Origin of the sequence: Rhizobium sp. MHM7A (genome assembly GCF_005862215.1) — a bacterium.
Taxonomy (GTDB): Bacteria; Pseudomonadota; Alphaproteobacteria; order Rhizobiales; family Rhizobiaceae; genus Rhizobium; species Rhizobium bangladeshense.
The window spans coordinates 63,333-83,444 of the sequence record NZ_VCHT01000003.1; the positions used below are offsets into that span (position 1 = coordinate 63,333).

General features: G+C 63.1%; 19 protein-coding genes and 3 pseudogenes. 3 read left to right on the plus strand and 19 right to left on the minus strand.

Annotation, left to right across the window (positions count from 1 at the left end):
* Positions 1 to 9: 9 nt before the first annotated feature.
* The 11 genes and pseudogenes from FFR93_RS13085 to FFR93_RS13135 all read right to left on the minus strand — a co-directional run bounded on the left by FFR93_RS13085 (position 10) and on the right by FFR93_RS13135 (position 11,044).
* Complete coding sequence (locus FFR93_RS13085) at positions 10 to 1,422, minus strand: HAMP domain-containing sensor histidine kinase (protein ID WP_138393538.1); 1,413 nt, start codon at positions 1,420 to 1,422, stop codon at positions 10 to 12.
* Positions 1,419 to 2,165: a response regulator transcription factor gene (locus FFR93_RS13090; RefSeq protein WP_138393539.1), complete on the minus strand. Its 747-nt coding sequence runs from the start codon at positions 2,163 to 2,165 to the stop codon at positions 1,419 to 1,421. The genes FFR93_RS13085 and FFR93_RS13090 overlap by 4 nt, the downstream gene beginning before the upstream one ends.
* A gap of 75 nt (positions 2,166 to 2,240) precedes the next feature.
* Positions 2,241 to 3,815 carry a Do family serine endopeptidase gene (locus tag FFR93_RS13095; RefSeq protein WP_138393540.1) on the minus strand — a complete coding sequence of 525 codons (1,575 nt, stop codon included), beginning with the start codon at positions 3,813 to 3,815 and terminating at the stop codon, positions 2,241 to 2,243.
* Positions 3,816 to 3,944: 129 nt separating this feature from the next.
* Positions 3,945 to 4,436 carry a cytochrome c-type biogenesis protein gene (locus FFR93_RS13100; protein ID WP_138393541.1) on the minus strand — a complete coding sequence of 164 codons (492 nt, stop codon included), beginning with the start codon at positions 4,434 to 4,436 and terminating at the stop codon, positions 3,945 to 3,947.
* A complete protein-coding gene (locus tag FFR93_RS13105; RefSeq protein WP_138393542.1) occupies positions 4,433 to 6,427 on the minus strand; it encodes a heme lyase CcmF/NrfE family subunit in 1,995 nt (664 codons plus the stop codon). The genes FFR93_RS13100 and FFR93_RS13105 overlap by 4 nt, the downstream gene beginning before the upstream one ends.
* Positions 6,424 to 6,897: a cytochrome c maturation protein CcmE gene (ccmE, locus tag FFR93_RS13110; protein WP_138393543.1), complete on the minus strand. Its 474-nt coding sequence runs from the start codon at positions 6,895 to 6,897 to the stop codon at positions 6,424 to 6,426. The genes FFR93_RS13105 and ccmE overlap by 4 nt, the downstream gene beginning before the upstream one ends.
* Positions 6,894 to 8,055 (minus strand): annotated as a pseudogene (gene ccmI, locus FFR93_RS13115) (c-type cytochrome biogenesis protein CcmI). Before ccmI ends, ccmE begins: the two are co-directional and overlap by 4 nt.
* 78 nt (positions 8,056 to 8,133) lie before the next feature.
* The gene (locus tag FFR93_RS13120) at positions 8,134 to 8,559 is read right to left on the minus strand and encodes a hypothetical protein (RefSeq protein WP_138393545.1); all 426 of its coding nucleotides are present in this window, start codon (positions 8,557 to 8,559) and stop codon (positions 8,134 to 8,136) included.
* A 118-nt stretch (positions 8,560 to 8,677) separates the two neighbouring features.
* The gene (locus FFR93_RS13125) at positions 8,678 to 10,081 is read right to left on the minus strand and encodes a HAMP domain-containing sensor histidine kinase (RefSeq protein WP_064706664.1); all 1,404 of its coding nucleotides are present in this window, start codon (positions 10,079 to 10,081) and stop codon (positions 8,678 to 8,680) included.
* Positions 10,071 to 10,742 (minus strand): response regulator transcription factor, encoded by a 672-nt coding sequence (locus FFR93_RS13130; protein ID WP_064706663.1) that lies wholly within the window; start codon positions 10,740 to 10,742, stop codon positions 10,071 to 10,073. The genes FFR93_RS13125 and FFR93_RS13130 overlap by 11 nt, the downstream gene beginning before the upstream one ends.
* A gap of 53 nt (positions 10,743 to 10,795) precedes the next feature.
* Positions 10,796 to 11,044, minus strand: a complete 249-nt coding sequence (locus FFR93_RS13135; RefSeq protein WP_064706662.1) for a hypothetical protein — start codon at positions 11,042 to 11,044, stop codon at positions 10,796 to 10,798.
* A gap of 489 nt (positions 11,045 to 11,533) precedes the next feature.
* Here FFR93_RS13135 and FFR93_RS13140 point away from each other — a divergent pair, with 489 nt between their 5' ends.
* Positions 11,534 to 12,757 (plus strand): MFS transporter, encoded by a 1,224-nt coding sequence (locus tag FFR93_RS13140; protein WP_138393546.1) that lies wholly within the window; start codon positions 11,534 to 11,536, stop codon positions 12,755 to 12,757.
* 172 nt (positions 12,758 to 12,929) lie between these two features.
* On the opposite strand, the gene FFR93_RS13145 is transcribed toward FFR93_RS13140, so the two are convergent.
* Positions 12,930 to 13,235: a Dabb family protein gene (locus FFR93_RS13145; RefSeq protein WP_138393547.1), complete on the minus strand. Its 306-nt coding sequence runs from the start codon at positions 13,233 to 13,235 to the stop codon at positions 12,930 to 12,932.
* A gap of 53 nt (positions 13,236 to 13,288) precedes the next feature.
* Positions 13,289 to 13,941, minus strand: a pseudogene (locus FFR93_RS13150) (hypothetical protein).
* Positions 13,942 to 14,098: 157 nt separating this feature from the next.
* On the opposite strand from FFR93_RS13150, the gene FFR93_RS41900 reads away from it, so the two are divergent.
* Complete coding sequence (locus FFR93_RS41900) at positions 14,099 to 14,230, plus strand: hypothetical protein (protein ID WP_259663883.1); 132 nt, start codon at positions 14,099 to 14,101, stop codon at positions 14,228 to 14,230.
* A 38-nt stretch (positions 14,231 to 14,268) separates the two neighbouring features.
* Here the strand turns inward: FFR93_RS41900 and FFR93_RS13155 are convergent, their stop codons facing one another.
* From FFR93_RS13155 to FFR93_RS13170, 4 genes are all read right to left on the minus strand, one after another.
* A complete protein-coding gene (locus tag FFR93_RS13155; RefSeq protein ID WP_064706659.1) occupies positions 14,269 to 14,829 on the minus strand; it encodes a TetR/AcrR family transcriptional regulator in 561 nt (186 codons plus the stop codon).
* 120 nt (positions 14,830 to 14,949) lie between these two features.
* Entirely contained in the window at positions 14,950 to 15,411 is a 462-nt protein-coding gene (locus tag FFR93_RS13160) for a nuclear transport factor 2 family protein (RefSeq protein ID WP_138393549.1), read from the minus strand.
* Between the two features lie 78 nt (positions 15,412 to 15,489).
* On the minus strand, positions 15,490 to 16,422 hold the full coding sequence (locus tag FFR93_RS13165; RefSeq protein WP_138393550.1) for a pyridoxamine 5'-phosphate oxidase family protein: 933 nt from the start codon (positions 16,420 to 16,422) through the stop codon (positions 15,490 to 15,492).
* Between the two features lie 58 nt (positions 16,423 to 16,480).
* Complete coding sequence (locus FFR93_RS13170) at positions 16,481 to 17,092, minus strand: glutathione S-transferase family protein (protein ID WP_138393551.1); 612 nt, start codon at positions 17,090 to 17,092, stop codon at positions 16,481 to 16,483.
* A 132-nt stretch (positions 17,093 to 17,224) separates the two neighbouring features.
* On the opposite strand from FFR93_RS13170, the gene FFR93_RS13175 reads away from it, so the two are divergent.
* Positions 17,225 to 18,118 (plus strand): LysR family transcriptional regulator, encoded by an 894-nt coding sequence (locus FFR93_RS13175; protein WP_064706656.1) that lies wholly within the window; start codon positions 17,225 to 17,227, stop codon positions 18,116 to 18,118.
* Positions 18,119 to 18,127: 9 nt separating this feature from the next.
* On the opposite strand, the gene FFR93_RS13180 is transcribed toward FFR93_RS13175, so the two are convergent.
* Both FFR93_RS13180 and FFR93_RS13185 read right to left on the minus strand, forming a co-directional pair.
* Positions 18,128 to 18,496 carry a DUF983 domain-containing protein gene (locus FFR93_RS13180; RefSeq protein WP_138393552.1) on the minus strand — a complete coding sequence of 123 codons (369 nt, stop codon included), beginning with the start codon at positions 18,494 to 18,496 and terminating at the stop codon, positions 18,128 to 18,130.
* A gap of 178 nt (positions 18,497 to 18,674) precedes the next feature.
* A pseudogene (locus FFR93_RS13185) lies at positions 18,675 to 20,074 on the minus strand (PLP-dependent aminotransferase family protein).
* Positions 20,075 to 20,112: the final 38 nt, after the last annotated feature.

Below are 20,112 nucleotides of genomic sequence, written 5' to 3' on the forward strand. Positions count from 1 at the left end.
CCAAGCCGTTCAAGCAGCCTTGGCCGGGAAGATCATGCTGACGGTCAGTCCGCGCTGCTCGGGTTTGTCGGGGTTGGTGTCGGAGAGCTCCAATCGGCCGTTATGCAGCTCCATCACCGCCTCCACCAGCGAGAGTCCAAGGCCGGTGCCGGGCTTCGAACGGCTTTCGTCGAGGCGAACGAAGCGCTTCACTACGTCACCGCGTCGGTCAGCGGGGACGCCCGGTCCATGGTCGGCCACCGACAGGCAAATACCGTCCGGGCGGCGGGCAAGCTTCAGCAACACCTCGCCCGCCCCTTTCGTATCGGAGGAATATTTGATCGCATTGTCGAGCAGATTGAAGATCGCCTGGCCGATCAGCTCGCGATTGCCCTGCACTTCGATATCCGGCTCGATGCTGGAAGCAAGGCCAAGCCCAGCCTCTTCGGCAGCCGGTTCGTAAAGCTCGGCGCTGTCGGAAACGATGGCCGAAAGCTCCACCGGCGACATCTCCGCCGCGACCGATCCGGCCTCGACCCGGGAAATCATCAGCAGGGCGTTGAAGGTGCGGATCAGCTGGTCCGATTCGGAGATGATGCCTTCAAGCGCTGCGCGTCGCGTATCGCCGTCGGTCATATCGAGGGCATCGGCCGCCTTGTTGCGCAGCCGCGTCAGCGGCGTCTTGAGATCGTGCGCGATGTTGTCGGAGACCTGCCGCAAGCCTTCGTTCAGCTTCTCTATGCGTTCGAGCATGGTGTTCAGCGACATGGACAGCCGGTCGAACTCATCGCCGGATCCGCCGACCGGCAAGCGCTGAGACAGATCGCCTGCCATGATCTTCTTGCTCGCATCCGACATGCGGTCGATGCGTTTCAAGGCGTTGCGGCCAATGCCGAACCAGATGATGATCGCGCCGAGCCCCATGATTGCCAAAGCCACCATCAGCGCCTGGCGCACCAGCAGGCGGAAACGCTCGGGATCGCCGAGGTCGCGGCCGACGAGAATTCTCAAGCCGTTGTCGAGCACGAAAATATTGGCGATCGCCTTATGCCGGCGCTCGACACCACCACCATCTGTATAGCGCTGATAGGCGAAGGGGGCCGAGGTCCAGCCGACCTCCTCGAAGACACCAGGCTGCACCGAGGCGACATTGCCGGCGAGAATATCACCAGAGGGCCCGGCGATGATGTAGAGATTGGCGCCAGGCTGGCGGGCGCGCCGCTCCATGGTGCGCAGCAGAAGGTTCATGCCGCCCGCGTCATAGGCGCGCTGCACCTGCTCTACCTCCTGCCGGACGGCATCGCGGATCTGACCCGTCAGCAGCCGTTCCGACATCGCTGTCACATAGAAGACGAGCGTCGCGGCGCAGATGGCAAATAGCAGAATGTAGAGTGCCGAAAGGCGGACTGCAGTGGACTTGAAGAGCACCCTGAAGCGGCTCATCCCTCATCCTTGATCATATACCCCGCGCCCCGAATGGTTTTCAGGAGCGGCTGGCTGAAGTCCTTCTCGATCTTCGAGCGCAGGCGCGAGACGTGGACGTCGATGACGTTTGTCTGCGGATCGAAATGATAGTCCCAGACGTTTTCGAGCAGCATGGTGCGGGTGACCACCTGGCCGGCATTCTTCATCAGATATTCGAGCAGGCGGAATTCGCGCGGCTGCAGCGGGATTTCCTTTCCGCCGCGGCGCACCTCGTGGGAGAGCCGGTCGAGTTCCAGATCGCCGACGCGATAGACGACATCCTGCTCCGGGGTGCCCTTGCGGCGACCGAGCACTTCGACGCGCGCCAGCAACTCACTGAAGGCATAGGGCTTCGGCAGGTAATCGTCGCCGCCGGCACGAAGGCCGGTCACGCGGTCATCGACCTGGCCGAGGGCGGAGAGGATGAGGACCGGCGTATGGATGCCCTTGCGACGCAATTCGCTGATCACCGAAAGCCCGTCCCGGCGCGGCAGCATGCGGTCGATGACGATGACGTCGTAGGTGTTCTCAGACCCCATGAACAAGCCGGCCTCGCCGTCGCTGGCGTGATCGGCGACGATGCCCGCCTCACGAAAGGCTTTCGTGAGGTAGGCCGCGGCTTCGAGATCATCTTCGATGATGAGAATCTTCATGCGGCCGACATTACCCACCGGCTGCGTTTCGGCAAGGCTCAAAGCATCTTGCTGCGGAGCGGGGCTCATCGCGATCATCCTTGAAAGGTCAAAGGAATAGAGCCGCGCGGACCTTGGTCCGCACGGCTTCGGTTTTCCTGCGGATCAGCCCTGACCGTTAATCGGAAGCGCGACGAAGCGGCTTCCTTCGCTGGACTGGATCTGGAACAGCGCGCGTGTGCGGCCGTCCTTCTTGGCCTGGTTCAGCACCTTGACGACATCCGCAGCGGTGGAGACCTCCTGGTTGTTGACCGAGGTGATCTTTTCGCCTTCCTTGATGCCCTTGTCGGCGGCATCGGAGTCCGGGTCGATGCCGGTGATCGCCAGGCCCTTGCCGTCGTCGGAAGGACCGACCGTCAGGCCGAGATCGGCAAGCGCCTTCTCGGAGGCAGGCGCCTCAGGCTGCTGCGGCTGATTGTTGTCATCGGCGTTGGCATCCTTCTGATCGGCCGGCAGCGTGCCGAGTTCGACGGTGAGCGACTGGGCCTTGCCGGCGCGCCAGACCGAGAGTTCGACCTTGCTTCCCGGCTGCATCCCGCCGATGCGGCGGCTGAGATCGCGGGCATCCTTGATGGTCTCGCCGTTGAGCGCGGTGACGACGTCACCAGCCTTCATGCCGGCCTTGTCACCCGGCGACCCCGGCTGCGGGGCGACGACGAGGGCGCCGCTCGGCTCGGAAAGGCCGATGGATTCGGCGATGTCCTTGGTTACCGGCTGTATCTGGACACCCAGCCAGCCGCGCGAAACCTGGCCGTCCTTCATCAGATCGGCGACGACATCCTTGGCGGTCGAGGCCGGAATGGCGAAGGCGATGCCGACGCTGCCGCCCGAAGGTGAGAAGATCGCGGTGTTGATGCCGACGACTTCGCCGTTGAGGTTGAAGGTCGGACCGCCGGAGTTGCCGCGGTTCACGGCCGCATCCACCTGGAGGTAATCGTCATAGGGACCCGAGCCGATATCGCGGCCGCGAGCCGAAACAATGCCGGCCGTGACCGTGCCACCGAGGCCGAAGGGGTTGCCGACGGCGACAACCCAGTCGCCGACGCGGACGTTGTTGTCGTCGGCCCAGTTGACATAGGTGAACTTCTTGCCTTTGCCGTCGACCTTCAGCACGGCGAGGTCGGTACGCGGATCCCTGCCGATCAGCTTGGCATCGAGTTCGGTGCCGTCATTCATGACAGCGACGAAAGCCTGGCCGTCGGAAACCACGTGGTTGTTGGTAACGATATAGCCGTCTTCGGAGATGAAGAAGCCTGAGCCTTGAGCGACCGGCCGCAGACGGCCCTTACCGGGGCCATTCGGACCCTGGCCGAAGCGGCGCGAATGACCCTGCTGGTCATTCGGGTCCTGACCGAACTGCCGGAAGAACCGCTTCAGCGGGTGATCGTCAGGAAGGTCGTCAAAGCCGCGGCCATTGAAATCGAAGGAGAAGCCGTCATTGTTGTCGGCGACGGGATTGACGCGGTTTTCCACGCGGACGGACACGACGGCGGGTGAAACCGCATCGACGACGTTGGCGAAGCTCGGAACCGCGGGCGCCTGGACCTTGACGGCTTCAGCATAGGACCGGGTAATTTCGAGCGGAACGCCAGTTGCGAGCACAGCGGCCGCGATACCGGCGACAGTAGACGCCTTGAGCACGGTGGCGAGGGACGGACGTCCGTTGAAATTCTTGAGCATTGGAGCACCTTCTCTTGTTCTTAGATCTTCAGACCGGCAGCGCCGGATCAGTCGATGACAGAAGATATAGGACGCCGCACCTTACTGCGAACTGTCCGATCAATGAAAAGTTCGTAATGTTTGAAATGTTCAGTCACGGCCGCCGCCTGCGGACGGCTCTTTTTCGAGAAGCTCGCTGAGCTTCGCCTGCTCTTCCGGCGTAAGCTTGCTTCCGGTCGGCCGGCCTGCCCTCTTGCGCGCGAAGACGAGCAGCGACACGCCGCCGGCGAGGATCAGCAGCACCGGCGCGCCCCAGAGCAATACCGTCCTCACGCTGAACCGGGGCTTCAGAAGCACGAATTCGCCGTAGCGCGACACGATATAGTTGAGCACCGCCTCATCGCTGTCGCCATTCCTGATGCGCTCGCGCACCAGCAAGCGCAGGTCCTTGGCGAGCTCGGCATTGGAATCATCGATCGACTGGTTCTGGCAGACCATGCAGCGCAATTCTGCCGAAAGGGTGCGGGCGCGGGCCTCCAGCGCCGGATCCGCCAGCACCTCGTCGGGATTGACGGCGAAGGCGGAAACGGGTGCGAAGAGCACGAACAGGGCGACGATGAGACTGAAGAGAGGCCGCCTCATTCCGCCGGCTCCATGGCAGGGGCGGCCGGTTTTGCCTTGGCCTTTCTGCGCGGGGCGCCGACGCGCAGACGCCGGTCGGAAAGCGAGACGAAGCCGCCGACGGCCATGATCAAGGCGCCGCCCCAGATGCAGAGGATGAACGGCTTCCACCAGATGCGCACGACGATGCCGCCGTTGCTGGTGGCGTCGCCCAATGAGACGTAGAGCTGGCTGAGACCGAAGGTCAGGATGCCGGCCTCCGTCGTCGGCATCTGCCGGGCGGTATAGAGCCGCTTGGCCGACCAGGTGTCGGCAACCGTGACACCTGCGCGTCGAATGGTGAAGTGGCCGCGCTCCTCGGTATAGTTCGGTCCCCTGGCCGGCCGCATGCCGTCAAACTGCAGGCTGTAGCCGCCGGCTTCGACCGTCTGGCCCGGCTTCATCTCGACGACATGTTCACTCTGGAAAGTGGTGACTGCAACGATGCCGAGCACGCTGACGCCGAGCCCGGCATGGGCGAGCGCCGTGCCGAAGGCCGAGCGCGGCAGGCCTGACAGGCGTCGCCAGGCGAGAGAGCCCGCCACCTTGCCAATGCCGGCGCGATACCAGAGATCGGCAACTGCGCCGAGGATGAGGAACATGCCGGCCGCCAGCCCGAGCACCGACAGCACCGGCCCGCCATGCTCGAGATAGAAGAAGACCAGGGCGGCTGTGAAAGCGAGACCGGCGACAACGTAGAGCCGCTGCAGGGCGCCGAGCAGATCGCCGCGTTTCCAGGCAAGCAGCGGCCCGAACGGCACGATGACGAGCAGCGGCGCCATCAGCAGGCCGAAGGTCATATTGAAGAAGGGCGCCCCGACCGAGATCTTGTCGCCGGTCAGCGTCTCCAGAAGCAGTGGATAGAGCGTGCCTGTGAGCACCGTGCCGCAGGCGACCGTCAGGATCAGATTGTTGAGGACGAGGGCGCCTTCGCGCGAGATCGGCGCAAACAGCCCGCCAGCCGACAGCTTCGGCGCGCGCAGGGCAAACAGCGACAGCGCCCCGCCGATGAAGATCAGCAGGATGGAAAGAATGAAGACGCCGCGGGTGGGATCGCTGGCGAAGGCATGCACCGAAGTCAGCACGCCGGAGCGCACCAGGAAGGTGCCCATCAGCGACAGCGAGAAGGTCAGGATGGCAAGCAGCACCGTCCAGATCTTCAGCGCCTCGCGCTTTTCCATGACGAGGGCCGAATGCAGAAGCGCAGTGCCGGCAAGCCAGGGCATGAAGGAGGCGTTCTCCACCGGATCCCAGAACCACCAGCCGCCCCAGCCGAGCTCGTAATAGGCCCAGTAGGAGCCCATGGCGATGCCGAGCGTCAGGCAGGTCCAGGCAGCCAGCGTCCAGGGCCTGACCCAGCGGGCCCAGGCGGCGTCGATGCGGCCTTCCAGGAGGGCTGCGACGGCAAAGGAGAAGCAGACCGAAAAGCCGACATAACCCAGATAGAGCAGCGGCGGGTGGATGGCGAGGCCGATATCCTGCAGCACCGGATTGAGATCGCGGCCCTCTGCCGGCGCCGGATCGAGCCGCAGGAAGGGATTGGAGGTCAAGAGAATGAACAGGGTGAAGGCGAACGAGATCCAGGCCTGCACGGCAAGCACATTGGCCTTCAGCGTCTCCGGCAGATTGCCGCCGAAGATCGCGACGAGCGCGCTGAACAGCGCCAAGATCAACAGCCAGAGCATCATCGATCCCTCGTGATTGCCCCAGACGCCGGAATATTTATAGATCAGCGGCACCAGCGAATGCGAATTCTCCCAGACATTCTCGACCGAGAAGTCGGAGACGACATGGGCATAGGTCAGGACGGCGAAGGAGAAGGCGACGAGCAAAAACATCACCATCGAGCCGACGCTCGCCACATCCATCATCGCCGGGTCATAGCGGCGGGCGCCGATCACCGGCACGACCGAGACGATGAGCGCCGTCGCCAGCGCCAGCACGAGCGCGTAGTGGCCGATCTCGATGATCATTGCGTCGCCTTTGCCTCCTGCCCTTGCCCCTTGCCTTCCTGCCACAGCCCCTGCTGCTTCAGTTTGTCGGCCACCTCCTTCGGCATATAGGTCTCGTCATGCTTGGCAAGCACAGCATCGGCGGTAAAGACGTTGCTGCCGGCGGCAAACACGCCCTCGGTCACGACGCCCTGGCCTTCGCGGAACAGATCGGGAAGGATGCCGGTATATTTGACCTTCACCGCATTGGCGCTGCCGTCGGTGACGGAAAACTCCACCGTCGAACCGGCGCCGCGCAGGACGCTGCCCTCACCCACCAGACCACCGAGCCGGATGCGGGTCTCCGGCGCCACCGGCGTCTTGGCAAGATCGCCAGGCATGTAGAAATACGCCACAGACTGGCTGAAGGCGAACATCACCAATAACACCGCCGCAAGGATGAAACTCATCCCGCCTGCAATCACCACAAGGCGCTTCTGCTTGCGCGTCATTGCGTCATTCCCTCCGTGGCGATGCCAAGTTCCCTGCCAAGCGCCAGCAATTGCCGGCCCTGCTCACCGCGCGGCGGAAAGGCGGCAAGCCCCCGCTTCAAGGCATCGGCTGCGCGATCCTTATCGTTCAATACGGCGTAAGAGCGGACGAGCCGCATCCATCCCTCGAAATTGTTCGGATCCTCGCTGAGTTTGGCATCGAGGCTTTCGACCATGCCGCGGATCATCTGCTGGCGATCGCCGGCGCTCATGCTTTCAGCCGCCGCCACGTCTTCCGACGTCGGTCCGCCAGGCGCCGCCGGCTGGGCAGCCGCGCCGCCATTCTTGGCGATATGCTCATTGACCAGCGGCAGCCAGGGCGCATCGGCGGGCGATTGCTGCGCCAGCGCCTCGAAGGCCCGGCGCGCCTCGTCGGTTCGTCCCGCCTGCTCCAAGCTGAGCGCGATGTAGAAGCGGGCACGCGGATTGTCGGGCTCCAACGTCAGCGACTGTTCCAGCGCCTGGCGGGCCTCCTCCGTCACGACCCCTTCGGAGATCGTGATCAGCGTCTCGGCAAGGCCGTCGAACCGGATCGGGCTCGGGCCGAGAAGCCGTATCGCGTTGCGGTAGGCCACCTCGGCATCGGCCACCCGCATCGTGCGGAAATAGATCGGCGCCAGCACGTCCCAGCCTTTGCCGTCGTCGGGATTCAGGGCCAGATGCCGTTCCGCCTTGGCGATCAGCACCGCCACGTCGTTGCCGGGATTTTCCAGCCGCGCTTCCAGTGGCTGCGATGGCAGGTCCGGCCTGCCCGTCGTCAAATAAAGACAGAGCCCGAGCACCGGCAAGATCAAGAGGACGAGGACTTCGATGATGCGGTGATGCCTTATCGGTTTCTCTATCGTCTCCGGCTCGCCGGCAGAGACGGCGATCAGCCGCCGGCCGATCTCGGCCCTGGCGTAATCAGCCTCTTCCGGGGTGATCAGCCCGCCACCAAGATCGCGGTCGAGTTCGCGCAACTGGTCGCGATAGACTGCCGCCTCGCCGGCGCGCCTCCTCTGCGCCGCCCTCGCACCGCGCAGAAGGGGGTAAAGCAGGATGACGGCGACGGCTGCCGTCAGAGCGGCAACGAGAATCCAGAACAGCATATCGGCCCAAATACGTGAAGCGCACGGCCATTCCAACTGCCAAAGCCGGAATGACGAAGAATTGAGGCTATTCGCCGCAATTTAGGGCCTTTCCTGGTCGGAAACCATCTCAGCCGAGCGGCGACCAGCTGCCGTCTTCGTTGCGGCAGGCAGCACCCCGCGCCACAGTGTCCTTGCCGTCGACGGTCAGCGTATGGGTATATTGCCGGCAATTCTGCGAACCGACCTGATAGGGTGCTGCCGCCACCACCTTGCCCGTCACGTCGTTGCCGTTCCAGACCACCGGCTGGCCGACCGCCGCCCCTTCCAGCGCCCGATATTCCGCCTCAAGCGCCCGCTGCTTGTTGCTATCGCTCAAGCTCACGCCGCTGCGGCCGACGATGCCGCCCTGAAGCGCTGTGATGAAGGCGGCCGATGCGGACGGCTTGCTCGAAAAAATGCCGCGCGAAGCAACGCCCTTCATCGTCGTGCAGCCGGACAGCACGACAGCGAGAAGAAGGACAGAAACCATCATGCCTTGCGAGCGTAGAATCATTGCGTCGAACCGCGATCAGAGGTCAAATTCAGCCGATCGAAGTGCAGCGTCCCCGTGTCAGCATTAAGGCAAAGCATGCTATACGTTTGCCACTATCTTTGTGACATCAAGCAGTTGGTCATGCAACATCCTTTGTGACGCCAGGCAGGATTAGCTTCGCCTTCAGCCCGCCCCATTCGCCACGCGAGAGCTCGAGCCGCCCCTGGTACTCGTTGGAAATCTCGGTGACGATCGAAAGGCCGAGCCCGGTTCCGGGCTTGCTTTCATCGAGCCTGCGGCCACGCTTCAGCGCCTCACGGATCTGGTCGGGCTCAAGGCCGGGCCCGTCATCCTCGACGGCAAGCTCCACCCAGCGTCGGCGGGCGCTTGCCTCCGCCCCTTTCACGTCCTCGCCGGCCTCGACGGCCGAAAGCCGTACCCTGCTCTTGGCAAAACGCGCCGCATTTTCCAGGAGGTTGCCGACGGTTTCCTCGAGATCCTGCTGTTCCATGGCAACGGCAAGATGCGGCGGTGAGACAACGAGATCAAATTCGGTGTCGACATTCAGGCGGCGCATGACGCGCACCAGCCGCTCCAGCGCCGGCTCGGCGTCGGTGCGGGCCAGCACGGATTCGCGCTGCGCGGCGATGCGGGCCCGGTTGAGATAGGACTGCACCTGCCCCTGCATTGATTCCGCCTGGCTGCGCACCAGTTCACCGTGGGATTTTTCGAGAACGCGCGCCTCATTGAGGAGAACGGCGATCGGCGTCTTCAGCGAATGGGCGAGGTTGCCGACCTGCATGCGCGCCCGCTCCACGATGCGGCGGTTGCTGTCGATCAGCGCATTCACCTCGTTGGCGAGCGGCAGGATTTCGCGCGGGAAGTCGCCCTTCAGCTGCTCGCTCTCGCCGGCGCGGATGCGCTCCAATGCGGCACGCGCCTTGTCGAGCGGTTTCAGGCCGTAGAGGATCGCCAGCGCATTGACGATCAGGCTGCCGACGCCGAAGCCGGCGAGCGCCAGATAGAGGCTGTGGGAAAAGGTGCGCACATCGTCCTCGACGACGTCGACATTGCCGGTCACACGGAAGCGCGCCGCGCGCCCGTCCGTGTCGAGCACCACTTCGGTCTCGGCGACTTGCACGCGGTTCCCTGAGGCGTCGGTCACCTGGTAGTAGCGCTCGTAATTCTTGTCGAAAGGCGCCTCGACAACCGAGGGGACCGGAATGAGCGCCGAGCCGAGCGAGGGCGACACCAGCGGCGCGGTGGTATAGGTGCCGAGCGGCTCCACCACCCAATACCAGCCTGTCTTCGGCTGGGCAAAGCGCAGATCGCCGAGTTGCGGGCTGCCGCTCAACGCCCCCTGATCGCCGATCGTCACGGAATTGATGACGTTATAGAGCTGGGCCCGCAGCAGATCCTGGAAACCACGTTCCGCGCTCTTGCGGTAGAGTGTCGAGATCAGCAGGCCGATCACCACCAGGGCCACCGTCGACCAGACCGTGGTCAGCAGCAACACACGTGCGGTGAGTGACTTAATTCGCATGTTTCGGCGCTTGGATTCGGTAGCCGAGACCGCGCACCGTTTCGATCAGGTCGACGCCCATCTTCTTGCGCAGACGGCCGACGAAGACCTCGATCGTGTTGGAATCGCGGTCGAAATCCTGGTCGTACATGTGCTCGACCAGCTCCGTGCGCGAGACGACCTCGCCCATGTGATGCATGAGGTAGGCGAGCAGGCGATATTCGTGCGAGGTCAGCTTCAGCGCCGTGCCGTTGACCGTCGCCTTCGAGGACTTGGTATCGAGCCGTATCGGTCCGCAAACGATCTCGGAGGATGCATGGCCGGCGGCGCGCCGGATCAACGCCCGAATACGCGCCAACACTTCCTCGACATGGAAAGGTTTGGTGACATAGTCGTCGGCGCCGGCGTCGATGCCGGCGACCTTGTCGCTCCAGCGGTCGCGCGCAGTCAGGATCAGAACCGGCATGCCGCGGCCGGCCCCGCGCCATTTTTCCAGCACCGTCACACCGTCCATCTCCGGCAGGCCGATATCGAGGATGATGGCGTCATAGGGTTCGGTGTCGCCGAGGAAATGCCCTTCTTCGCCATCGAACGCCTGGTCGACGACATATCCCGCCTCCTTCAGCGTGTCGGCAAGCTGCCGGTTCAGGTTGACGTCATCTTCTACTACCAGGATGCGCATCGGTCCGCCTTCGTCCGCTTCAATCGATCGTCATTTGAATAGACCGATTCCGGTTACATCGGAACCTTTACCGTTACCTTGCGTGGACGCTGGCCATTGCCCGACACGAGAACGGTAATGATGCAGCTATCTCCCACCGGTTGCACGGACAGAAGCTGCCCGCCCGTCTGCTCGACGACCTGGGCTGCGGCGGCGCTGCAATCACCCGCCACGCGCAGGACGAGGGTGCCCGCGCCGTCCGGTGAGGGCGCCGATACCACCAGTCCGGCGGCCATTACTGCGACGCTCAGAGGAAAGGCCATGTCTTATGCTTTCAAGGGTAGTTCCAACTTGGTGCGAATATGTACTCACGCGACCTGAATGGCAAATGAATGCGCTGTAATACAGGGAGTTTAGAACCATTCTCGACCGTCTGGACATTTGGTTCCCGCCGGCGGAAACCGCCGTCACAGCAGGTAGCGGCGATCCCTCCCGCATTGCAAAACGGTGCTTCACCAGGCTGCATCAATAGCTTTGCCGTCGCTCTGGCTATCGACCGGCCGTAGGTCGCCTTAAACCGGCCGCCATCGACGAATCGCCTCTATCTTCCACGGGTCAAACGGCAATGCAGGGCATCGATACGGACACCTTATACGTGTGCCATCTCGTCCTTGAATTGCGTCGGCTTTCCTCTTGTTCTCCATCTGAGAAAACTGCAGGGCGGCAGCGCGAATCGACGGCGGCCGCTTTATCCGGCCGGTCGAAACTGTTATGCCTTTGCCGCTCCCGCATCTCAGGCCGTTTCAGCACCGATGCCCAATTCCTTCCGCTTCCGCTCGGCGCAGACGGTCATCGTCCTCGCCATCACCCAGCTCATCGGCTGGGGCACGACCTTCGACATGCTCGGGGTAATGGGCCGCATCGTGGCTCCGGATCTTGGCTTAGCAAACGAGGTGGCGTTTGCCGGCCTGACCATCATGATGATCGTCAGCGCCATCGTCGGCCCGGCGACCGGCCGCTGGCTGGCCCGCTATGGCGCTGCCCGGGTGCTTTCGGCGGCGTCTCTGATCTTTGCGCTTGGCCTCTCTCTGCTTGCAGCTGCAAACAGCATTATTCTCTATGCCGCCGCCTGGGTCGTGATCGGCGTCGGCGGCGCGCTCGGCCTGTTCGCGCCGGCCTATACTGCCGTCGTCGAACGCGAAGGGATCAACGGCAAGCGGGTCATCGCCATCCTGATGCTGTTCACGGGGCTTTCGAGCGCCGTCTTCTGGCCGATCCTCAGCCTGCTCAACGAGGCCTTCGGGTGGCGCCTGACCTTCCTTATCTGCGCGGCGCTGCAATTCTTCATATGCCTGCCGCTGCATCTTTTCGCCCTACCCAAACCGATCGCTGTCCAGGTCGACGGCGGCGCGGCCGACATCGCCCCAGTGCCGCTGTCGAAGGCGGCGCAGCGTAAGGCCTTTCTGCTGATCGCTGCCTCGACGACCATCACCACCTTCATCACCTTCGGCATCTCGCCATCGCTGCTCGAAATCTTCCGCCAGTCCGGCGCCTCGCCGGCCTTCGCGCTGCAGCTCGGTTCGGCCCGAGGCATCCTCGGCATCTCGGCGCGTTTCCTCGACATGCTGCTCGGCCGGCGCGGCAATCCGATCCTCAGCGCCGCCATGGGTATCGGCCTGATGCTGGCGGGCTTCCTGATAATGCTGGTCGTCAGTCCTTCGACGCCGGTGCTCGTTACCTTCATCCTGCTCTACGGCTTCGGCGCCGGCGTCATGACTGTTGCGCGCGCGCTCCTGCCGCTGGCCCTGTTCTCGCCGCGCGAATTCGGCCTGCAATCGGCCCGACTGTCGCTGCCGCAAAACCTTGGCAATGCCGTCGCCCCCGTCGTCTTCACGGCCATCCTCGATCGCGCCGGCACCGGCCCGGCGCTCTTCGCCGCAGCCGTCCTCGCGGCGTTGTCCCTGACCTTTGTGGCGATGCTGATGGCGTTGGTGCGCGGCGCGCGGGTCTCGCAGCCGAGCCCGGCCATTTCGTGAGGCATGGATTCGGGCCGTTCGCGAATCTTTTGAATCGCTTGCCCCGGCTTTTTCGAAACCTGCCTCCGGTGGCTCAGAACTTCATTCAACTGCCGACGGCTCGATTCCAGAAAATCGCTCATCTGCTTGATATATTAACAAGATCCAACTTGAGACCAATCGCCTGCCGAAATCAGAGCGGACGCGTGACGGCCGTGCGGCTGTCGTAATCGGCAGCGATGCGTTTTTCCCGGAGCGGGCGCACGCGCTCGATCGAGCGTTGGTAATCGGGGTGCGCTTTATAAGCAGCGAGTGCCGCCTCATCGTCGAATTCGCCATAGACCACAAGATCGACCTCGGTGCCCAGTTGATCGGTTTTCACATTGGTGCCGATTTCCAGCAGCCGCGCGTGTGGAATTCCGGTCAGGATCGAAAGTCCCGCCCTCACCTCTTCCAGATGTTCCTCCTGCACGGTGAAGAAGACGATATGGCGGATCACGCGGAAGCTCCTGTCAGATTTCAGAGGTCGGCCTGCGCGATAACACGCGCGCCTCAGGCCTTCAACCGCGGGGCCCACCCCGAGCGGCATCCGGACGCAGCGCCACATTGAAGGCCATGGCATAATCCGCGAGCTTCTCGGCCCGGTCGGTGCCGTTGACGATGCGGCGCGCATTTACCCAGTCCTCGGTCGTGGCATTCAGGTGATCGGCGAGTTTGTGGCCGGTAAAGCTGCCCTGCAGCATGCCTTCGATCAGGATCGTCACGGCCGCATCCATTTCCATCGCCCGACCGGGTTCAGCCACCAGATCGATGCCGGTCAGCGCGCTCATCGTCTCGTAATTGCGCTTGTGGGTGAGCTGCACCAGGCCGCGCCCGAGCCAGCAGCGGCCATCCTCATCCGGCCGCCAATAGGGCGTCGTCACCCAGGAGAGCCTGCCTGCGGCAAAGGCGGCCTCGAGGATCTCGACCGCGCGCATATCGCTTTCAGCCAGCGTCTCGCGCACCGGCTGCATCGTATAGGCAGTTTCATGATAGGCGGTCGCAAGGATATAGGCGAGCCACCGGAGGTCGGCCTGAGCGAACCGTTTTTGCCAGGCATCGAGGATCGCCGTCATACCCACTACCTGAGGCTGAGTCAGTTCTCCTTTGAAGAGCTCTTGCCGCACCGCATCAAAAAAGAATATCCGATCCATGTGGACAACCATTCCGCGCTTCCTGTGAATTTCATGGTTAAAAGCGTCTTAATCGATTAAAATAAAACTTAATCGTTTAAAGTTCCTAAGCCCCTGATTTACACGCCTTTTGTCTTGTGCAATGCATATTTTCGCCCCGAAGCCCTACCACCACAAGAGGAGACTTCCGATGCAAACGCCAGCCAACACACAAACCACCATTCCCCAGCATGTCGTCGACCAGATGGAAAATGAGTGGCGCCAGATTCGTCCTGAACGGGAAAATGCGCGCCCGGCCCAGCAGCCGCAACAACAGCGCTGAGAGATACAAGCAAAGCGGCTTGGATGTACGGCCTGCCCTCATCGCGTCGCAGTTTCAAGCCGGTTCGCCAGCGTTTCCAGCGACCGGGTGAACACTTTTCCATCTCGGAGCGCGCGCGACAGGACCAGCGCGCCTTGAATGCCGCAGACGCCTTCTTCAGCAAGCGTCTGCGCCTCTGTCTCAGAACAGCCAGCCCGCATAAGCGCCGAACGCAACGCGTCGATCCAGCGCAAGAAATAATCGCCGATCGCCGAAGAAAACCGCTCGCGCGTGTCGTCGAGTGCGAAGGCGCCCACGAGGCAGATGCGGCCGCCGGCGCGGAAATATTCATTCACATTGACCCACATCGCCGCAATCGCCTGACGGGCGTCGTCATCCCTCAGCGGCCGATAGATCGCCTGTTCGAACCAGGCATCCACATCGGCGAGCACGGCGCCGGCCATCTCCTCCTTGCCGCCGGGGAAGAAATGATAAAGGCTGCCCTTGCCGATGCCCGTGCGTTCCGTGATGCGGCTGAGAGTGGCGCCCTCATATCCGAGCTCGCGAAAGGTTTCCGCGAGCAGCGGTATGATATCGGCGCGTTCGTAGACGGTCTTCACCGGCCTGAATTCATCCTGTTCTAGAGCATCTCGCGCAAAAGCGTGCAGCGGTTTTGCGAGACATGCGGAAAATCAAACACCCAAAGCGCGGCGAACGAAGCTGAAAGATCGCGACGTCCTTTAGAGGCCGAGCTCGGTCAGGCCGGGATGGTCATCCGGCCGCCGGCCGAGCGGCCAGTGGTATTTGCGCTCCGTTTCCCGGATCGGCAGATCGTTGATGCAGGCAAAACGGCGCTGCATCAAGCCGGTCGCGTCGAATTCCCAATTCTCATTGCCATAGGAGCGAAACCAGTTGCCGCTGTCATCGTGCCATTCATAGGCAAAGCGCACGGCGATGCGATTGTCGGTAAAGGCCCAGATTTCCTTGATCAGCCGGTAATCCAGCTCCTTGGCCCATTTGCGGGTGAGGAAAGCAACGATCTCGGCTCGGCCGGTGATGAATTCGGCGCGGTTCCGCCAACGGCTGTCCGGCGCATAGACGAGCGAGACGCGCTCGGGATCACGGCTGTTCCAGCCGTCCTCGGCAAGACGGACCTTGCGGGTGGCAGTCTCGAGGCTGAAGGGCGGGACGAGGCTGGACATGCTCTCTCTCCTGTACTGATCTGTCATCATTGTACTCATCGGTACAATGACTTGCAAGCGGCATGATGCAGTCTCTTCTCAACGGTCGAGATTGCGGCCCCAGCGCAACGGCAGAGCATCCGGACGAAACACGATGTTTTCAGGCATAAACCGCCACAGCCTTTCGGCCCTTTCAAAGCTGGCGATCTCAGGGGAGGACAGTAATATTTCGGCGCTTCCGGTCATCTGCAGCATATCGCCGGTTTCGAAATCGACGAAGACCAGCCCGGCCGTGGGGTTGACGAGAAGATTGCCGAGCGTGTTGAAGAACCGATTGCCGGGAAAATCAGGGATGGTCAGCACGCCGTCGGCGCCGAGCCGCACGAAGCCGGCACTGCCGCCACGATGGGAGACATCCACCTGCCGCTCACCGTTGTCACGATCGACATAGGAGGCGACGAAAAACGTATCGGCGCTCTCGACCATGCGCCGAGCGCGGTCGTCGAGGTTGACGGAGTGAAGCGGTCGGATCGTTGTCGGCATATCGGGATCGCGGACGAAGGCGGCTGAGCGCGGCTGGATATATTGCGGGCAGTTGCCGAAGCTCTGGTCGACCCGCAGGCGGAAAGCCTCGGCATCCGTCCTGCGGATGACGCCGTTCAGCCGATTGCGCCTGCGGGTCTCAAGCTGTATGCCGAGCAGCGCGATCGCGTCTCCATCTTCCATGCCTGCATCGGCAGGATCGTCCGGATCGCGCCGCAGCTCGACGTCGAGAGCTTCCGGCACCGGCGAGGACATGAACCCCGGCCGTCCCGCCCGCACCGTCGCCCAAACATCGCCCCTGGCGTCGACCGCGCCGAGCACCACGAAAGGCAGCATTGGAAAGAAGGCGCGGTGCTGTTCCGGCATGGCCTTGCGGATGAAATTGCGCCCCGGCCCGTCCATGCGTTCGACCACGCCGATACTGCGCTGCATTGCAAGTTCACCCTCGTGCCAGGGCGATGCGGCATCCTGTCCTGTCTCGTTCAGCATCATGGCCTCCTTTCGGGATCATCGGGAGGCCGGGACGGCAATCCGCCCCGGCGGCTGTTCATGCGGCAAGACCGATCTTCGTCTTGCGAAAGCCGACGAAACCCGGCAGCGCCTCGACGCGCGCAAGCCATGCGCGGACGCTCGGATAGGCCGAGGTATCGACGTTGCCCTCCGGCGCATTGGCGATGTAACTGTAAAGCGCGATATCGGCGATGGTCGGCCTGTCGCCGAGCAGGAAGCTGCGGGCGCCGAGCTCCGCCTCGACCAGGGCGAGGATGCGGTGCGCCCGGGCAATCACCTCCTGCGTGCGGAAATCGGCCCCGAAGACGGTGATCAGGCGGGCCGCACAGGGCCCGTAGGCGATCTCGCCCGCGGCGACTGACAGCCATTTCTGTATCCGCGCCGCCGCAACCGCTTCCTCCGGCAGCCAGTCGGTGCGGCCGTATTTGCGCGAGAGATAGACGAGGATGGCGGATGAATCGGCAATGACCGTGCCATCATCATCGAGAACCGGCACCTGGCCGAACGGATTGAGCTTGAGGAAATCCGGCGCCTTGTGGGCGCCCGCCGCCATGTCGACCTCGACCAGTTCATAGGACACACCAAGCAGCGACAGGAAAAGATGGGCGCGATGCGAATGGCCGGACAGCGGGTGATGGTAGAGTTTCATGATGGCTCCTCTGTGAACGAACGCGATTGGCGATGGCTGCTCGGGACCATCGGCAGCGAATCTACGACCTTCCATTGAGATGCAGTAGAATGCTAATCTGAGAGAGGGATTTCCAATTTATGGAAGGACAGCATGGACCGCCTCGAAGCCATGACAGTGCTTCTCACCGTCGTCGAACAAGGCAGCCTGTCGGCCGCCTCCCGGCATCTGCGCTCGCCGCTTGCCACCGTCAGCCGCAAGGTTTCGGAACTGGAAGCGCATCTCGGCGCGCGGCTCTTGCAAAGAACCAACCGGAAGATCGCGCTGACGGAGGCCGGCCGCTCCTATGTCGAGGCGGCACGGGAAATTCTCAACCGGGTGGAAGAGGCGGAACGGACGGCGGCCGGCGAATACAGCGCACCGAAGGGTGAACTGACGATGACGGCGCCGATCGTCTTCGGGAGGCTGCATGTCCTGCCGGTCGTCGTGGATTTTCTGAAGGCCTATCCTGAAATCAATCTGCGGCTGATGCTGGGCGACCGGCTGGCGAACCTCGTCGAGGATCATATTGATCTCGCGCTCCGGATCGGCAACCTGGCCGACAGCAACCTGATTGCCACAAGGCTCGGCGCGATCCGCCGCACGGTCTATGCAAGCCCGGATTATGTCGCCCGGCACGCCGCAATCCGCGACCCCAGCAATCTTTCCGCCCATGACTGCATCACTTTCGAGGGCATGGCCTCCACGCGCAGCTGGACATTCGTGGAGGGCAAACGGGAGCTCGTCGTGGCAATCCGCTCAAGGCTTGCGGTCAACACCGCGGAGGCGGCCGTGGATGCCGCCGTCGCCGGTCTCGGCATCACGCGCGTGCTCTCCTACCAAGCCGCACAAGCCGAGGCCGCAGGCCTGCTGGTGCCGCTGCTTGCCGATTTCGAACCGCAGCCGGCGCCGGTGCATCTCGTCTACCCCTCGCAGGGGTTGGTGCCGCTGAAATTGCGCGCGCTCATCGATTTCACGACGCCGCGCCTGCGCGCGACGCTGAGATAGGCCGCAGCTTCAGGCTAGTTTGCCCTCTTCCGCCTTGTAGAAATACTGGCTTGCGACCAGCCAGCCCTTCAGCGGCCTGAGCGGCGGAATGCAGGTGGCGAGCATGAATGGGCCGGTGACAAGAAGCTGCACCCAGATCGGTGCCGAAAACGCCACCTCCAGCCAGACGCCGAGCAGCACGCTCGGAATGCAGGCGAAGCAGATGACGAAGAAGGCCGGGCCGTCGGCCGGATCTGCGAATGAGTAATCGAGGCCGCAGGCTTCGCACTGCGGCTGCAGCGTCAGGAAGCCCTTGAACATATGGCCATGTCCGCAGCGCGGGCAGCGTCCCCTGACGCCGGTCTGCATCGGAGGAAGCGCGGGATATTCGGTGTCCATGATGACTGTCCTATCTGGTGGCCCCATTCAATTCAGCGCAATGTATGCCTTCAATACAAATACATTGCCCGGGCGACACCAATCAATCTGTCAGATTGCCGCATAAGCCCGGTAACTAATCAGGGCAGGTCATTCGAGGAGCGGCCTGCCTGGGGCATGCCAGGCCGCGATCGCCGGATCAGAAGAACGAGGCCGCCATCTCCGGCGGGCCTTCGAGCGCATGGGCCATGAACTCCAACGCACCCCACAACTTCTCCCGTGCGATCGGGCCGCCGAGGCAGACCCGGACGACCTCGGGCGCGGTGCCCTCGACCGTGAAGGCATCGCTTGCCACCACACCGATGCCGGAGGAATGCATATGGCTGCCGAAGGTGGAACGGGTCCAGCCGTTGGTCAGAGGCAACCAGATATTGAAGCTGAGCGGATCGGCGCGGTAGCTGTCGGCAGGCAGGATGGCGGCGACCATCTGCTGGCGGGCGCCGGCCTCGGCGCGGATGAAGCGCAGGATCGCATCGGCCGTGCCGTCCTCGATCCAGCGGGTGGCGAGCGCCATATTCAACGGCGAGGCCATGACATTGTTGGCGCGCATGGCGCTGACGAAGGGCCACACCGCCCTGGTGTCGGGCGCCGCCACATAGGCAAGGCGCAGGCCGGCGCCGAGGCATTTCGCCAGGCCGCCGATATGCCAGGTCAGATCGGGCGCCGTTGCCGCAAGCGGCGCAGGCCCTTCCTCCGGAATGAAGCCATAGGCATCGTCTTCGACAATTGGCAGACGATATTTGCGGGCGACGGCTGCGATTTGCTCTCGGCGGAGAGCGGGGATCGTCAGCGTCGTCGGGTTCTGCAGCGTCGGATTGAGATAGAGCGCCTTCGGCTCCAACCTTTCGCAGGCCCCGGCCAAAGCATCCGGCAGGATACCGTCCCCGTCCATCGGCAGGCCGACAAGATTGAGCCGCAACTGTGCTGCGATCGAGCGCATACCGGGATAAGTGGTGACTTCTGAAAGCACGGTCTCGCCGGGCTTTGCCAGCAGGCCGAAGATCGCCAGCAGGGCCGGATGGGCGCCCGGCGTGACGAAGATCCGCTCCTGCGAAGGCATCAGGCCCCGGCGGCCGAGCCAGGCGGCGGCAGCCTCCTTGTCCATGCCGGAGCCGCCGAAGCCTTGATAGCGCAGAAGCGGGACGAGGCTCGCCGCCACTGCCGAGATGCCCTCACGCATGCGTGCGATCAACTCCGGATCGTCCGGCTCCGGCGGGAGGTTCATCGAAAAGTCGACGACGGACGCGCGGCGGGGTCGGGCGCGGTATCGCGCAAATCCTGGCGCTGCGTGAGCGCAGCGCCAGTGACGAAAGTGCCCCGGCCGACATGGGAATCCACGAGACCGCGCTTCTGCGCCTCGACGTAACCTCTCGCCACTGTCGTGAAATCGACGTTCAGCCGCTTGGCAAGTTCACGCTGCGGCGGCAGACGGTCACCGGCCATCAGATGGCCGCTGCGCAGATCCATTTCGATCAGATCGGCGATCGCCATGTAACGCGGGCTGCTGCTGCGGCTGAGATCTGGATGCCAGTCTTTCATTCGTGATCCGGTCATTCTGATAGGTACATTGACCGTAT

Bases quoted from the DNA above. Each gene is read 5' to 3' on its own strand.
- FFR93_RS13085 (WP_138393538.1), bottom strand. From the start codon at position 1,422: ATGAGCCGCTTCAGGGTGCTCTTCAAGTCCACTGCAGTCCGCCTTTCG.
- FFR93_RS13090 (WP_138393539.1), bottom strand. From the start codon at position 2,165: ATGAGCCCCGCTCCGCAGCAAGATGCTTTGAGCCTTGCCGAAACGCAG.
- FFR93_RS13095 (WP_138393540.1), bottom strand. From the start codon at position 3,815: ATGCTCAAGAATTTCAACGGACGTCCGTCCCTCGCCACCGTGCTCAAG.
- FFR93_RS13100 (WP_138393541.1), bottom strand. From the start codon at position 4,436: ATGAGGCGGCCTCTCTTCAGTCTCATCGTCGCCCTGTTCGTGCTCTTC.
- FFR93_RS13105 (WP_138393542.1), bottom strand. From the start codon at position 6,427: ATGATCATCGAGATCGGCCACTACGCGCTCGTGCTGGCGCTGGCGACG.
- ccmE (WP_138393543.1), bottom strand. From the start codon at position 6,897: ATGACGCGCAAGCAGAAGCGCCTTGTGGTGATTGCAGGCGGGATGAGT.
- FFR93_RS13120 (WP_138393545.1), bottom strand. From the start codon at position 8,559: ATGATTCTACGCTCGCAAGGCATGATGGTTTCTGTCCTTCTTCTCGCT.
- FFR93_RS13125 (WP_064706664.1), bottom strand. From the start codon at position 10,081: ATGCGAATTAAGTCACTCACCGCACGTGTGTTGCTGCTGACCACGGTC.
- FFR93_RS13130 (WP_064706663.1), bottom strand. From the start codon at position 10,742: ATGCGCATCCTGGTAGTAGAAGATGACGTCAACCTGAACCGGCAGCTT.
- FFR93_RS13135 (WP_064706662.1), bottom strand. From the start codon at position 11,044: ATGGCCTTTCCTCTGAGCGTCGCAGTAATGGCCGCCGGACTGGTGGTA.
- FFR93_RS13140 (WP_138393546.1), top strand. From the start codon at position 11,534: ATGCCCAATTCCTTCCGCTTCCGCTCGGCGCAGACGGTCATCGTCCTC.
- FFR93_RS41900 (WP_259663883.1), top strand. From the start codon at position 14,099: ATGCAAACGCCAGCCAACACACAAACCACCATTCCCCAGCATGTCGTC.
- FFR93_RS13160 (WP_138393549.1), bottom strand. From the start codon at position 15,411: ATGTCCAGCCTCGTCCCGCCCTTCAGCCTCGAGACTGCCACCCGCAAG.
- FFR93_RS13165 (WP_138393550.1), bottom strand. From the start codon at position 16,422: ATGCTGAACGAGACAGGACAGGATGCCGCATCGCCCTGGCACGAGGGT.
- FFR93_RS13170 (WP_138393551.1), bottom strand. From the start codon at position 17,092: ATGAAACTCTACCATCACCCGCTGTCCGGCCATTCGCATCGCGCCCAT.
- FFR93_RS13175 (WP_064706656.1), top strand. From the start codon at position 17,225: ATGGACCGCCTCGAAGCCATGACAGTGCTTCTCACCGTCGTCGAACAA.
- FFR93_RS13180 (WP_138393552.1), bottom strand. From the start codon at position 18,496: ATGGACACCGAATATCCCGCGCTTCCTCCGATGCAGACCGGCGTCAGG.